The organism is Methylacidiphilum kamchatkense Kam1 (assembly GCF_007475525.1).
In the GTDB taxonomy this organism is placed as follows: Bacteria; Verrucomicrobiota; Verrucomicrobiia; order Methylacidiphilales; family Methylacidiphilaceae; genus Methylacidiphilum; species Methylacidiphilum kamchatkense.
In genome coordinates this window covers 432,234-446,731 of record NZ_CP037899.1, presented here as the reverse complement: position 1 = coordinate 446,731, position 14,498 = coordinate 432,234, and the positions used below count along the sequence as shown (strand labels likewise).

Below are 14,498 nucleotides of genomic sequence, written 5' to 3'. Positions count from 1 at the left end.
CGTGGTGTTCATGTTTCACGATCTTCCAAAGCCGAAAGAATTGGACAAGGCTCTTTGTTTCGATTTTTTTGACAACTATTTGCTAAGTTCTCAAGGCCCTCTTTTATTCTTCGTAGATCTTTTATTTTTTTTCAAGATCTTCTATTTTCATCATCACCTTCTGCAAAACTCTTTGACAGCTCCCTTCTTTAGGTAAAAAAAGAAGTTCTTTGATTTCATTTAAAGATAAACCTAGTTCCTTAGCTCGTTTAATAAAGCTTATCGTTTTTAAAGCATTTTGATCGAACAGACGGTACCCCGAAAGAGAACGTGCCGGCTTCGGTAGTAAGCCTTTCCGTTCATAAAATCGGATCGTTTCCACGCCAACCCCAGCCAAATTTGCCACCTTACCGATGGTCAAAGGCCTATTGATTATTTTCTGACTCATACGACAATATAAAGCTAAAAGTATACTTTAGGGTCAAAAGAAAACGTATGAAACAATCTTTTGAACAAACTTTTGGATCAGAAAAAAAATTTTACTAGAGATTGCTTAGCTAGCATTCATTTCATCTAAACAGATTCATCTCTAGCCTAGGCACCCCCCGTTCGGAACAAAAGAGGCAATTTGTAGTAGAATTAACTCCTTTTGTTCATTTTCCAATTTCTATACCGTTCCAAAGACTCTTCAATAATTGGGAAGGCTTCCTTAGATGGGAGAAAGTCTTCTACTACTACCTTTTTATGTTCCAATGCCTTGTAATCCTCAAAGAATCGTCGAATAACTCGTAACTTATGGATGGGAAGCTCATGAATATCGTTCAAATGACTGTATTCTGGATCGCTTGTAAGCACACAAACTACTTTATGATCCAGTTGTCCCTGGTCTTCCATCACCATTAGCCCTATTGTCCGCGCATGAACTAAAGTCATAGGTAAGACAGGCTCATCCCCAAGAACTAAAACATCCAACGGGTCCTTATCTTCTGCCAGTGTTTGAGGAATAAATCCATAGTTAGCCGGATAATAAACGGCTGAATAAAGTACCCTGTCTAAGCGTAAAAGCCCAGTTTCTTTATCCAACTCATATTTATTGGAACTACCTTTTGAGACTTCAATCACTGCATTGAATTGAGAAGGCAACCCATTTATTCCAGGAGAAATGTCATGCCATGGATGAGAAACACCCTGTCTGTGATATGTAAAAGGTGATGTCATAAAAAAAGGATTTAAAAAGACTTTGACAGCACATCTGAAGAATTCAAGAAAAAGGCTACAAGAATTTTGTTATTGTTACTCTTTTGTGATCATAGGATGATCTAGTGTGCTTAATCAAGGATAGCTTGAATTGAGATAAAAATTTTTTTCAACTTTATCTATATAGAGAATGGTCAAAACGATCAAAGCCTTTTCTATGCGCTAAAACGACTACTAGGCTAGAAATGCCAGCTATTCTTTTTATCCTCTTTAAGAAAGGTAAGTAGAGGAAAAACAAATTCTACTAGATAAAACCTTTTGGCACTTCGTCCGGATGCCGCTGCGGGTCGATTACTAGTTTTTCTGATGATCCAGCTAGAAGATGATTTGCTGATACCAAAGATCTGTTTTCTTTCAATTTTCCCTCCTCCAGCCACCAGGAAAACACTCCAAAGCTTTATACTAAAACAAGGCAATATTATCCTTCGAATCTTGCAGCCTCGGGGAAACGTGAAATCATTTCAATACCAAGGGTGGCGTATTTTGCCCCTGCTTCTCCCAGTTTTTCTAAAGAGGGATAACCGAATCGATGTACATCCCGCAATGTTTTATTGATAACAACCAGTCTTCCTCCAAAAAGAACCACTCTTCCAAAGCCTTCATGATGCATACTCATCATCGGCACCACAAGAACACCCGTCTTTTTTTCTATTGTTAAGGCGACGGCATTAAAAAATAGTTCTATTCGCCATAGAATGTCAGGATCAGGATCTCCAATAATGGGAATTTCCTTTCTTTTCTGAGCGTCAATAATATAATCTTTTAGTAGTTCCTCATTTTTTTTCCCCTCCCAATTTCCATACGTATCCTGAGCACGTAATTGGTTGACAAGTTCAGTGATAAATTCTTTGATAAGCTCCGAGTCTATTTTTTCTTCCTTAAGTTTCATCATTATTCCTCCTCGAAATTCATAATTTTCTCTCTTCCCTTGTTCATCGCTTTTCTAAGCCAAGGAGGTGGTGTCCCATTAAGAATCTGCTGGAGTTTGACAAGAATATCTTTAATTGGTTCGCAGTTGTTAGACTTTATAGGATGGATTCCTTTGGCTACTACTCTAGCAGCTCCTGATCCACCAATGGCTGCAACATAGAGGATGGAACAATCTTTTATGACTTCCAACTTGGGTTCTAATTTGTCCTCATTCCCATCCTCTTTAAGTTCTCCATCAAAGCTAACCGTTTGTAAATGTTGATATCCATCTTGGGAGACTTCATAGATAACAATATTTTTTGCCCACCCAAAATGGGCATCCACTCGATTCAAATCCTGTGTAGCAAATGCAACTTTCATAATTCATCCAGAAAGGGAGGTATAAAAATGGGTTCGTTCTTTCTCTTCTTCTTTTTTTTCTTCCTGTTCAATAAGCAAGTTGGTGATTTCAAAAAGGATGTTGCGGCTACCTCGGTACCCAACGCTCAAGCGGTGGGCTGCTCCCACTCTATCGAACATGGGAAGTCCTATTCGGTAGAGAGGAATTCCCAGTCTTCGGGAGGCACCTCGCCCGTGGGAATGGGTAAGCATGAGATCTGCATCTTTCGCCATGGTTTCTAAGTCTTCTAGATCACCTATGGTGACAGTTTCACAGGGCATATTGGGAAGAAGGACCGATTCTGTGGTGGTTATCGCTACGGTAATTTTTGCTCCCATTTCGACAAGGAAATTCCCAATGGCCCACAACAGGTCAGGCTCAGCACCGAGGGCAATGGTAAGACCCCCAAAATAAAATTGGCAATCGAGCATGGCATCGACAAGCTGGGACCTTTGGCGACGGTATTTGTTGGGAACAGGTTTTTGAGCAATGATGGAAAGCCTTTCTATAAAAAGATCGACTGAAGCTAGTCCAGTCAGTCTTTCGAAAATATAAAAAGGAACTCCTGTTTTGATTTCAAGTGCCATCGCAGCAGCGCGCATCTGTTCACCTATGGCAATAGTAACCTCCGATTTACCCATTTCTTTAAGCTTTTCTAACGGTGTCCCTCCAATCGTTGTAGGGGTAAAATCCTCGGGAACATGCCCATCAAGCGATCCTGAAATATCGGGCAAAATGATAGCTCTAAGCCCAAAGTCTTCTACCATTTCCTTAATTTCTTCGATATCTGCAGCTGACAAATGACTGCCGGCTAATATATTAATTTGGCCTTTAACAGTTTCAGAAGATTCTTCAACTAATACTTCGATCATTTTCGAAACGGCTTTGCCCCAACCATCTTGAAATGCTCCAACGAAGTCCGGAGTGGAGACATAAACTAGCGGACAGTCCTCAACCTCCGGATGCCTTTGGCGAACTATTTTCAGATAACTTTCCACATCATCCCCTTTGGTTTCAGTCAGTCCAGTCGAGCAGATTCCTATCAGAGCAGGATGGGCTCGCTTGTAAATATTCACGATTGCTTGTTCTATATTCTCCAATCCTCCCATGATTGTCGTGACTTCATTCATTGCCGTAGTTTGCAAAGGAATCATCTCACGAAAGTGTCGAACAAAAAGCACGAGACCAAAGGCAGTACAACCTTGGGATCCATGGAGCACAGGCATCGATCTATTAATTCCCATAAAGGCAAGCGCACCCCCAATAGGCTGACTCATCTTCAATGGGCTCACCGAACAAGCTTTTTTGCTATGAATAATCGTTGCCATCTTAATTTTTATCGGTTAGTCCCATGGAGCAGGAGTTCTTACCTCATTCCACATAGGATTATTTAAAGTCCTATCAATCTGATCTACCAAATTGACCATTCCTTCATACCCAGCATAGGCATGATGTCTTTCCTGATTAATATCTAGCCAAGGAACCTTCGCCTTTAATGCAACAAACTGAGAGCGGCCTCCGGATAACAAAATGTCAGCCTGAGCATCCTTAAGCATCTTATACATCTCCTTAGGCGTCATCTCTTCGATCATGTGAGCTTCTTCTCCCATGATTTTTTTAATCCTTTGTTTATCTTCTTCCGTTGACTTTTTAACACTAGTCCCTACCACCACCATCCCTACTTCTTGCAAAGCCGAAACAACAGACCAAGATTTCACTCCTCCAGTGATCAATAAAACCCTTTTGCCAGATAACCTTTTTTTGTATGTTTCCAACTTTTTCCAAGCTTTCTGTTCCTCGTGTCTGATCAGAATTTCTGTTTTCGCCAATAGTTCTTCCTCTGCTCCCCTTTGGACAAGAAGCATAGCAATGTTTCTTAAAGCCTCACTCATATCGGAGATTCCATAAAAAGATCCTTCAAAAAAAGGTATCCCATAGCGCTCTTCCATTTTTCTGGCGATATTGATCATCGCCTTCGAGCAGACAAGCATCGCTGCTCTGGCCCTATGACAACTGGCTATTTCTTTGTATCGACTATCTCCTGATATACAGGCAGCAATCCGTATACCAAGCCGGTCGAAAAGCGGTTTTACCTGCCACAATTCCCCCGCTAAATTATATTCGCCAATGATGTTGATATCATACGGCGTAGTCACTTCTGGTTCTTCTGTGCCAATAACGTAGTCCAACAACGCTTCGCCGGCTAACTTGTTACCAAGGTTTTTACTACCAGCAAATCCAGGAGATTGAATCGGAACAACAGGGATCCCAAATTTCTCTTTGGCTGCCTTGCATACGGCTTCTAAATCATCGCCAATCAAGGCAGGAATACAGGTGTTATAAACGAAAACGGCTGGAGGTCTGTACTTTTCCACCACTTCCTTTATGGCTTTGAAAAGCCTCTTTTCTCCGCCATAAATAACATCCATTTCGTTTATATCTGTCGTAAAACCCAAACGGTAAAGCTTGGAGCCGGAGGACTTGGACCCTCGGTTATCCCAAGAGTTTCCTTCGCAGGCTATTGGTCCATGCACAAGATGAACGACATCGGTTATAGGCTGCAAGGCGATTTTGGCTCCATCAAAGGCACAGCCTCCTGCTGCAGCACCAGGCTGTAAGATCTTGGTACAGCCTTTTTTCCGTTCCTTATCTGATTTGGAACGGTTTTTCTGGCAGGCTGGCTCTTGAAACACCTCCTGGATTTTTGCCGATAGCGTCGTCATTGTACTAGCCTCCTTGGCAGCCTTTCCTTTTATTCGAAATCCTTATCGTATTATGTCATAGCTATAATCTGATTTTGCAGGAACGATTGTGTTTTTATCCATCTCATCAAAGATCTTATCCAAGATCCACACCAGAACATTCAATCCACCCTGATAGCCCCATATCGGATAGCGATGATGATGATGCCTATCAAAAATAGGAAATCCAATACGAATCAAGGGGGTGCCCGTATCCCTTTCGAGATATTTAGCATACGTGTTACCGATTAAAAAATCCACAGGCTCTGTAAAGAGCAGTGAACGCATATGCCACAGGTCTTTGCCAGCATAAACATTGCAGTTTTTGCCAAAAGGAGAAGCCTCTAGAAGAGCTTTAGCTTTTTCTTCCCATTCTTTCCCCCCATTGGTACATAAGACATGAATTGGTTCGGCTCCTAGTTCCAAAAGAAAACCAGTAAGACCAAGGGTCATATCCGGATCTCCAAACAGAGCAAAGCGCTTCCCATGAATATGGGCATTGGAATCTGCGATGGCATCGACAAGCCTTCCCCGTTCTTTTTCAAGTTCTTCAGGGATAGGCTTTCCGGTCAACTTACTGATTTCCATAAGGAATGCATCGGTCGCCCGCACTCCTATTGGGCAATGGAAGACAACAGTTTGTTGGCCCTTCTCGTTTATGTAAGAGATGGTTTTTTCTGTGCAAAATCCTTGGATGGAAACCGTAGCTTTTGAATGAATCGCATCAGAAATCTCAGCGAGTTTCGTTCCACCATCATACATTCGGAATGTCCCATCGGTTGGGGTATCCCAAACATCGCTATTATCAGAAAGAATCAAATAGTTAACCCCCATCAAACTAAGTAGTCTTTTTAATTCCCTCATATTGCCTACCGTATAAGGGTCAAAACCTCCAATAATATTGATTCGATCCACAGGCTTTCTTTCTAGTGGTGGCACCGTTCCCGCTTTACCATCCCAAAAATAGCTCAGTATCCCTTTCATCATATTGTCGTAGCCTGTAATATGGCTTCCAACAAAGGATGGAGTATGGGCGAAAGGAACGTCAAAGTCTTGAGGAATGCTGCCTTTATCCCTTGCATTTTTTATAAAGGCATTGAGATCATCGCCAATCACTTCAGCCATGCAAGTAGTGGAGACAGCGATCATTTTTGGTTTGTATAAAGAAAAAGAATTCGCTAGCCCATCAATCATGTTGTTAAGTCCACCAAAGACTGCCGCATCTTCAGTCATAGAAGAGGAAACACAGCTGGAGGGTTCTTTAAAATGCCGGCTAAAATGGCTTCGAAAATAAGCCACACAGCCCTGGGAGCCATGAACAAAGGGCAGGGTTCCTTCAAATCCTACTGCCGCAAAGATAGCTCCCAGGGGTTGGCAGGCTTTGGAAGGATTTATGGATATGGCTTCTCGAGCGAAATTTTTTTCTCTGTACTCCCAGCTTTTTGTCCATTCCCTGATTTTTTCAACCTCTTCAGCAGGTACGGGATTTTCAAACTCACACTTTTTCTTTTCGAACATCTGTAAGTACTGGGGTTGTCTAAACAGATTAAAATGATCGAGCACATTGTCGGCATTTTGGCTTTTTGTCTTTTCTGTCGTTTCCATAATCCTCTCCTTTATTGTTAAGCTTTAGACTGAATCGGAAGCTTCATTTCGTTGTTTTCCAAGGCGCAGCAGTCATTTTCCACACCGGACTATTGATTGCCATGTCCATGTCCCTAGCAAATATCGCAAAGCCATCATACCCATGATACGGCCCAGAATAATCCCACGAATGCATCTGGCGAAAAGGAAAGCCCATCTTTTGGAAAACATATTTTTCTTTGATTCCCGAACCCACTAGATCAGGCTGTAGGGCTTCAACAAACTTTTCAAATTCGAAGCCTGTCACATCATCATAAATAAGGGTGCCATCCTTCACATAATGTGTCGTCCGCTGATAATCATCGTTATGGCCAAACTCATAGCCAGTTCCAATGACTTCCATTCCCAAATCTTCGTAAGCTCCAATGACATGCCTGGGCCTTAAGCCTCCCACAAAGAGCATTACTTTTTTACCTTCTAACCTAGGTCTGTATTTAGCAATGACCGCATCGACCATTGGTTGATACTTAGCAATGACCTTTTCGGCCCCTTCTTTAATTTTATCGTCAAAAAAGCTCGCAATCTTCCGCAGCGATTCGGCTATCTTTGTTGGTCCAAAGAAGTTGTATTCTACCCATGGAATCCCAAATTTCTCTTCCATGTACCGACTGATGTAATTCATTGAGCGATAACAGTGTAAGATATTGAGTTTGACTTTAGGGGTTCTCTCAAGCTCTTTTAAGCTACCATCTCCTGACCATTGAGCCACAACGCGTAAGCCCATTTCTTCAAGAAGGATGCGTGAGGTCCAAGCATCCCCACCAATGTTATAATCACCGATAATAGCAACATCATAAGGAGTAGAAACAAACTCTTCTTTTTTGCCGGCCATTTTTTCTAGCACCCAATCCCTGATGCTATCATTGGCTATATGGTGACCCAAAGATTGCGAAACCCCTCTAAAACCTTCACACCGTACTGGTACAATTGTCTTGCCACCGAAATCTTTACTTTTAGCTTTGGCCACAGCCTCAATATCATCTCCAATCAGTCCAATAGGACATTCCGACTGAATGGTAATACCTTTGTTTAAAGGAAAGAGTTCCTGCAGTTCTTCCAGAGCCTTTGCTAACTTCTTATCTCCTCCAAAGACAATGTCCCTTTCTTGGAAATCTGTCGTAAACTGCATGGTCACAAAGGTATCTATGCCTGTTGTGCCGATATAATAATTCCGACGTGAAGCCCATGAATATTGCCCACAACCCACCGGTCCATGGCTAATATGGATCATATCTTTTATTGGTCCCCAGACCACCCCTTTGGATCCAGCATAAGCACATCCTCTGATGGTCATTACCCCAGGTAGCGATTTAATATTGGATTTTACGCCACAATCGGTCTTCCCAGCTTCATAAAGATTTAAGTGCTTTTCTCTTTTTTTTGCCGCCTTCTCTGGGTAGACTTGCAACACCTCTTTGATAAGCGCTTTGTTCCTTTCCTTAACATTCACTGGTTGTGCGTTTTCTATTGTCAAACTCATAGATCTACTCCTTTTGGTCTGTTTTTAGCTCTCTCTAATGAGCTGTTCTATATAAGGTCCATCGAACCCCTCACATTCTAGAAAGGAGGGGTTCGACTTTCCATAGTCGCAATCAAACACAAACGGCAGCTTCCTCTTCCACTTTGGCTTTTCCAATCAAGCTTTCGTCCTCTTTTTTCATAATCCCAAACTCCATTAGCAGATCCTCCAGTTCATCCATCGTCACCGGCTTGGGGATTACTCCTTTCCCTGCGTTTTCATGGATTTTTTTAGCTAAAGCCCGATATTCGTCTGCTTGCTTACAATCAGGAGCATATTCGATTACGGTCATCCTTCGTAACTCCGCATGCTGGACGACATTATCTCTAGGAACAAAGTGGATCAGCTTTGAGCCAAGTCTTTTTGCTAATGCATCAGCCAAGTCATATTCCCTATCGGTCTTCCTTTCGTTACAAATCAATCCACCCAGTCTTACCCCACCTGAATTGGCGTATTTTAATATTCCTTTGCAGATATTGTTTGCCGCATACATCGCCATCATTTCTCCAGACATAACAATATAAATTTCCTGAGCTTTGTTTTCTCTAATAGGCATGGCAAATCCCCCACAGACGACATCCCCAAGAACATCATACGACACATAATCGATATCCTCATAAGCCCCATTTTCTTCTAGGAAATTAATCGAGGTGATGACACCTCGACCCGCACATCCCACTCCGGGCTCAGGACCGCCAGATTCGACGCATCGTATGTTCCGGTAACCAATTTTCATTACATCTTCTATTTCCAAGTCTTCCACACTTCCAGCTTGAGCCGCCAAATGGAGAATGGTATCCTGAGCTTTGGAATGTAGAATCAATCTCGTAGAGTCTGCTTTTGGATCGCATCCGACAATCAGGATCCGCTGCCCCATCTCGGCTAACGCCGCTAGTGTATTCTGAGAAGTCGTTGATTTTCCGATACCTCCCTTACCATAAAAAGCAATCTGCCTTAATCCACTCACTTGTACCTCCTTTTTTTTTTGTTTTTTTGGCAGGCAACCGCCGTTTTCCTACTACGAGCAGCATCTATGCCAACATGTAGAACCGATATAAAAGCATCCTTTGCCCATCTCTATGGTTCTCTAGTCAACAAGCAAAAATTTTAGGCTCTATTCTTCTCATTCATGGGAAAAGATAAGGAAGTAGTCCCTCCTACCGAGCGTTCGACACACATCGGATTGGCTGTTGAAAAAAAGACAAAAGAAAAATATTTTGTCGAATTCTTTACATTATTGGATGTCTTAATAATCAAACTGGAGAAATCCAATGGCATACTTTCTGCTTCTAGCTATCCGTGGGGACAAGCAAAAAGATTTTGTTAGCTGACACAACCTTACGAGACGGAGAGCAAACTCCAGGAGTTGCCTTCAGTCCCAATCAAAAGGCTCTGATTGCTAAACGGTTAGCGCAATGTGGCCTCAGAGAAATTGAAGCAGGCACCCCATCGATCGGAAAAGTAGAAATGGAAGCCTTCGATAAAATTCTTTCCCTTGGACTTTCTGCTCGGATCCTTGCATGGGGAAGAATGACGGAGGAAGATTTAAAAGCAGTCAAGCACTCTGGAACAACTACTGTCAACCTCTCCATACCCCTTTCTGACATTCAGATTGCAACAAAACTCAAGACGACCCGATCCTCTGTGCTAGAAAAAATAAAAAAATATGTATCGAAAGCCAAGGATATGGGCCTTGAAGTGGCCGTGGGAGGAGAAGATGCTTCCCGAGCTGATGAACATTTTTTAATGGAGGCCATTGAAGTTGCTCAACAAAGCGGGGCCTTTCGATTTCGCTATGCTGATACTGTTGGTATTCTCGATCCTATTCTAACATACAAAATCATTTCCAAGTTAAAAAAAATCACTCCCATGCTTTTGGAATTCCATGGACATGATGATTTTGGCATGGCTACAGCCAATTCGATAGCTGCCTGGCATGCTGGTGTCGATTCTCTTAGCCTTACCGTTTGCGGTCTTGGAGAAAGAGCAGGGAATGGATCGCTTGAAGAAGTCGCCTTTTTCCTTTCTATTCGTGAAAATGTAGATAGCGGCATAGATCTAAAGGCACTTTTTTCCTTGTGTTTCTTAGTTGCTCGGTTCAGTGGAAGGAAAATTCCTCGTTGGAAGAGTATCCTAGGGAAAGACATTTTTCTGCATGAATCAGGCATTCATGTCGATGGAATTCTCAAAAACCCAAGGAATTATGAACCCTTCAATCCGACTATTGTAGGCCGCAAGCATCGGTTTATTCTTGGGAAACATTCAGGAAGAAAATCCGTTCTTTGGACCTACGAAAAACTGGGAATTCTTTTATCAGAAGAACAGGCCCGGAGAATATTGGATCAGATTAGGGATTTTGCAATCAACAACAAAAGAACTCCTTCAAAAGAAGAACTAATAGGATTTGTCGATACTCCAACGGCCTTACCTGCATCTGGCACCATTAAAAAAAGCTGTTAACCTCCTCACCAATTATCTAGCGCCCTTGGAAAGTTTCCTTTGCCTCATGGAGGCCGCATTCTCTTTTGATGCCAAAAAATCGGGTTTGCTCTGGAATCATCCCTTCTTCAAGTTTGCTTGTCGTATGAATATCCCCTATGGAAACATACCCCTCGAAAGCCAGCGGATGCATCGGCAGTTTATTCTTATAGATAAACTCGTTGACTTTCTCCGTTGTCCAATCGGCAATGGGATGCAGCTTTGCCCGATCCCAATGCCAGGTTAAAATAGGGATGTTTTTTCTGGTCGAAGATTGTTCCCTGCGCAAACCAGAAATCCAACAATCGGCATCAAGTTCTTCCAAAGAACGGATCATAGGCTCAACTTTCATTATCTGATTATACTTTTCTATGCCCTCTTTGCCTTGCTCCCAGAGTTTTCCGTAGCGTGCTTCAAACCAAGCAGGAGAAAGAGCGGGCCTATATACTTTTAGATTGATTTTCAATTCTTCCACTAGCCTATCAATGTAGCGGTAAGTTTCTGGGAAAAGATAGCCCGTATCGATCACTACAACAGGAATTTCTGGCCAGACAGAAAGAACCAGCTTGAGTGTCACAACCGATTGAGCTCCAAAACTCGAGCTTAAGATCACTTTTCTTTTGAAAAAATCGAGCGCCCAACTAATCCGCTCCAAGGCATCTTTTTTTTCCAAAAGCCGGTTATAGTCCTGTAAGGAATCGAACAATTCTTTTTTCATTGCTTTCATTTCGGTTGTTGAAAAAAAATAGTTGTAAAAACAAAAGATTCAAATAAAACTATATTCACTCTATAGAATATGCAGAATTTAGACAACTTAGAATCTCAAAGTATTTTTATTTTTCGAGAAGCTCGATATGCTTTTAAAAATCTAGCTATGCTCTGGTCAATGGGGAAGGATTCAAACGTGCTCCTTTGGCTAGCCAAGAAAGCCTTTTGCGGGCATATTCCTTTCCCGGTTATTCATATTGATACGACTTACGAATTTCCTCAAATGCTCGAATTTCGTTCTTGGGCAAAAGAATATTATGGCTTTGAATTGATTGTTAAAATTAACCAAGAAGCCATTGAGCGAGGCATTAGCTATAAGACGCATGATCCTGTTACAGTCACCCACGAGCTGAAAACGGTGGCTCTCAAGCAGGCTTTGGAAGAATACAAGTGGGATGGTTTAATTACGGGCATACGAAGAGACGAAGACGGCGTTCGGGCTAAAGAAAGATACTTTTCCCCTAGAAACCAATCTATGGAATGGGAATACAAAAACCAACCGCCCGAATTTTGGAATCTGTTTTTGGCTACTCTTCCTAATAATGGCCACGTCAGAATACAGCCCCTCCTTGATTGGACAGAACTCGATATCTGGCTTTATATTAAACGGGAAAACATCCCTATTCCCTCCCTCTATTTTTCAAAAAATGGGAAACGGTATCGTTCCTTAGGTTGTTGGCCCATCACGCATCCAGTACCAAGCAATGCCTCAACCATTGATGAAATCATAGAAGAACTTTATCATACAAAGACTTCGGAAAGAGCAGGCAGGGCCCAAGATCATGCTGAGCCCAATGCGATGCAAAAACTCCGAGCCAAAGGATTTCTTTAATTCTTAAAAGCGATTCGATTCTCAACTGAGCTACGAGACAAAACAATGAATAACCATTTACCTTTAGGGACTAAAACCTTTAACATTGTTTTTGCTGGTCATGTCGATCATGGCAAATCGACATTGATCGGTAGAATTCTGTGGGATACTGATAGCGTTCCTAAAGAAAAAAAAGAAGCAGCCATTGCATATTGCCAAAAGAACAGAATCGAGTTCGAATATGCCTTTCTTTTGGATTCTCTATTAGAAGAAAGAACCCAAAACATTACCATCGATGTCACCGAAGTAAACTTCTTTTATGGGCAGCGAAGATTTAGAATTATTGATGCTCCTGGGCATTTGGAATTTCTAAAAAATATGATTAGTGGAGCAACAAAAGCTGATGCTGCCGTTCTCGTCATCGATTCTTCTGTTGGCATTGGAGAACAGACAAAAAGGCACGCCATGCTCCTTGCGCTTCTCGGAATAAAACAGATAGTGGTGGCACTCAATAAATTCGATCTTGTTCATTACAGCCCTCAAGCATACAAAATTCTCCACAACGAATGTACTCAACTTCTTGAGAAGTTAGAATTACCTTGCAACTTTGTCATTCCACTTTCGGCAAAATCTGGAGAAAACATAATCGAACGTTCGATGCACTTATCTTGGTATGAAGGCAAACCCCTACTCGAAACCTTACTAGGATTAGATATTTCGGCTTCTCCAGAGAATTCGCCTCTTCGCTTTCCTATCCAGGATGTTTTCAGATTTGATGAACGCAGGCTTTTAGCTGGCAGAATCGAATCAGGAAAGTTGCAGTGCGGAGAGTTAATTACATTTTATCCTTCTGGGAAAAAGAGCAAAGTCAAGGCAATACACCATTGGCCTCCCGAGAGTTCCCCTCAGGTAGTCTTAGCTGGCAAATCCACAGCTATTCAACTGGAGGAAGAAATTTTCGTAGAAAGAGGTGAAATCATCGCTCATGAAAACACCCCTCCCATAGTCGCTACTGATTTTTTTGCAAGAATATTCTGGCTAGGAGATCAGCCTCTTGTCCTTGGTGCACCGTATACTTTCCGACTTGCCACTCAACAAGGTATAGCCAGAGTATTGCAAATCCAGCGGGTTATTGATGCTATGACCTTAGAGGACCTACAACCCGTACCCATGGAAGTTAAGAAAAATGAGACCGCCGAGGTGATTTTTCGCACCTCAGCCCCCATCGCCTGTGATTTGTTTGAAAATGTCCAGACGACTGGTCGGTTTGTATTCGCTGACCAAAATAGAATTGCTGGTGGTGGCATCATCCTCAAGGCTTTGCCAAGCAAACCTGTGCATGAAATCAAAGGAAGATCACGAATTAGTGCCGCACAAAGGGCTAAATTTTTGGGACATCGTAGCGGGGTTTTTTGGATGACCGGTCTTTCGGGTTCAGGCAAAACGACCCTTTCCAACCGGCTTGAACAGATACTGTTCCACAGAGGTATTCTTGCTTATGTTATCGATGGAGACGAGCTTCGAGGGGGTCTTAGCAAGGATTTAGGTTTCGATGCACAAGATCGCAAAGAAAATATTCGTCGAGCTGCTGAGACAGCAAAAACCCTTGCTAAATCTGGCCTTGTTGTCATTGTCGCACTAATTTCTCCTTTTGAGGAAGACAGGAAAAACGCCCGATCGATCTGTGAAAAAGATGGCATCCTTTTCAAAGAGATCTATGTCGATGCACCAATTGAAATTTGTAAATCACGGGATCCTAAATTTCTTTATCTCAAAGCAAGCAAAGGAGAAATTCCCAAGATGACGGGGCTTGATTCTCCTTATGAACCTCCTAGCAACTGTGATCTGCATCTTTTGACCGCACAGGAATCGATTGAAACCTGTCTTGAGAAATTGCTGGATTTTATCGTGCCTCTCGTTCGTATATCTCCAGATAAAGAAAGGGAACTGGGCCTGTTGGAGGACCCTGCTGCAGAAATTTAAATGCTTTAT

General features: G+C 42.2%; 14 protein-coding genes. 4 read left to right on the top strand and 10 right to left on the bottom strand.

Annotation, left to right across the window (positions count from 1 at the left end; translation table 11 throughout):
- Positions 1 to 121: 121 nt before the first annotated feature.
- The 9 genes from kam1_RS02040 to nifH form a co-directional block, all read right to left on the bottom strand.
- The gene (locus kam1_RS02040; protein WP_244946122.1) at positions 122 to 427 is read right to left on the bottom strand and encodes a MerR family transcriptional regulator; all 306 of its coding nucleotides are present in this window, start codon (positions 425 to 427) and stop codon (positions 122 to 124) included.
- A 191-nt stretch (positions 428 to 618) separates the two neighbouring features.
- Positions 619 to 1,197, bottom strand: a complete 579-nt coding sequence (locus kam1_RS02035; protein ID WP_039721326.1) for an inorganic diphosphatase — start codon at positions 1,195 to 1,197, stop codon at positions 619 to 621.
- A gap of 457 nt (positions 1,198 to 1,654) precedes the next feature.
- Positions 1,655 to 2,125, bottom strand: coding sequence for a NifX-associated nitrogen fixation protein (locus kam1_RS02030; protein WP_039721328.1), 471 nt, complete (start codon positions 2,123 to 2,125; stop codon positions 1,655 to 1,657).
- A 2-nt stretch (positions 2,126 to 2,127) separates the two neighbouring features.
- A complete protein-coding gene (nifX, locus tag kam1_RS02025; protein ID WP_039721329.1) occupies positions 2,128 to 2,526 on the bottom strand; it encodes a nitrogen fixation protein NifX in 399 nt (132 codons plus the stop codon).
- 3 nt (positions 2,527 to 2,529) lie between these two features.
- The gene (gene nifN / locus kam1_RS02020; protein WP_039721330.1) at positions 2,530 to 3,873 is read right to left on the bottom strand and encodes a nitrogenase iron-molybdenum cofactor biosynthesis protein NifN; all 1,344 of its coding nucleotides are present in this window, start codon (positions 3,871 to 3,873) and stop codon (positions 2,530 to 2,532) included.
- A 15-nt stretch (positions 3,874 to 3,888) separates the two neighbouring features.
- Positions 3,889 to 5,268 (bottom strand): nitrogenase iron-molybdenum cofactor biosynthesis protein NifE, encoded by a 1,380-nt coding sequence (gene nifE, locus kam1_RS02015; protein ID WP_039721331.1) that lies wholly within the window; start codon positions 5,266 to 5,268, stop codon positions 3,889 to 3,891.
- A gap of 42 nt (positions 5,269 to 5,310) precedes the next feature.
- The gene (gene nifK, locus kam1_RS02010) at positions 5,311 to 6,891 is read right to left on the bottom strand and encodes a nitrogenase molybdenum-iron protein subunit beta (protein ID WP_143958210.1); all 1,581 of its coding nucleotides are present in this window, start codon (positions 6,889 to 6,891) and stop codon (positions 5,311 to 5,313) included.
- 43 nt (positions 6,892 to 6,934) lie between these two features.
- On the bottom strand, positions 6,935 to 8,410 hold the full coding sequence (gene nifD / locus kam1_RS02005; protein WP_039721332.1) for a nitrogenase molybdenum-iron protein alpha chain: 1,476 nt from the start codon (positions 8,408 to 8,410) through the stop codon (positions 6,935 to 6,937).
- A gap of 112 nt (positions 8,411 to 8,522) precedes the next feature.
- Positions 8,523 to 9,416 carry a nitrogenase iron protein gene (gene nifH, locus kam1_RS02000; protein ID WP_039721391.1) on the bottom strand — a complete coding sequence of 298 codons (894 nt, stop codon included), beginning with the start codon at positions 9,414 to 9,416 and terminating at the stop codon, positions 8,523 to 8,525.
- Positions 9,417 to 9,578: 162 nt separating this feature from the next.
- Between nifH and kam1_RS01995 the strand changes: the two genes are divergently transcribed.
- Together kam1_RS01995 and nifV are read left to right on the top strand one after the other, a co-directional pair.
- Entirely contained in the window at positions 9,579 to 9,776 is a 198-nt protein-coding gene (locus tag kam1_RS01995) for a hypothetical protein (RefSeq protein ID WP_039721333.1), read from the top strand.
- Positions 9,770 to 10,909: a homocitrate synthase gene (nifV, locus tag kam1_RS01990; RefSeq protein ID WP_235277153.1), complete on the top strand. Its 1,140-nt coding sequence runs from the start codon at positions 9,770 to 9,772 to the stop codon at positions 10,907 to 10,909. The genes kam1_RS01995 and nifV overlap by 7 nt, the downstream gene beginning before the upstream one ends.
- A gap of 16 nt (positions 10,910 to 10,925) precedes the next feature.
- Here nifV and kam1_RS01985 read toward each other — a convergent pair whose 3' ends face one another.
- The gene (locus kam1_RS01985) at positions 10,926 to 11,654 is read right to left on the bottom strand and encodes a phosphoadenylyl-sulfate reductase (protein WP_039721335.1); all 729 of its coding nucleotides are present in this window, start codon (positions 11,652 to 11,654) and stop codon (positions 10,926 to 10,928) included.
- 69 nt (positions 11,655 to 11,723) lie between these two features.
- Between kam1_RS01985 and cysD the strand changes: the two genes are divergently transcribed.
- Both cysD and cysC read left to right on the top strand, forming a co-directional pair.
- Positions 11,724 to 12,527, top strand: coding sequence for a sulfate adenylyltransferase subunit CysD (gene cysD / locus kam1_RS01980; protein ID WP_039721336.1), 804 nt, complete (start codon positions 11,724 to 11,726; stop codon positions 12,525 to 12,527).
- 45 nt (positions 12,528 to 12,572) lie between these two features.
- Positions 12,573 to 14,489: an adenylyl-sulfate kinase gene (gene cysC / locus kam1_RS01975; protein WP_052250467.1), complete on the top strand. Its 1,917-nt coding sequence runs from the start codon at positions 12,573 to 12,575 to the stop codon at positions 14,487 to 14,489.
- Positions 14,490 to 14,498: the final 9 nt, after the last annotated feature.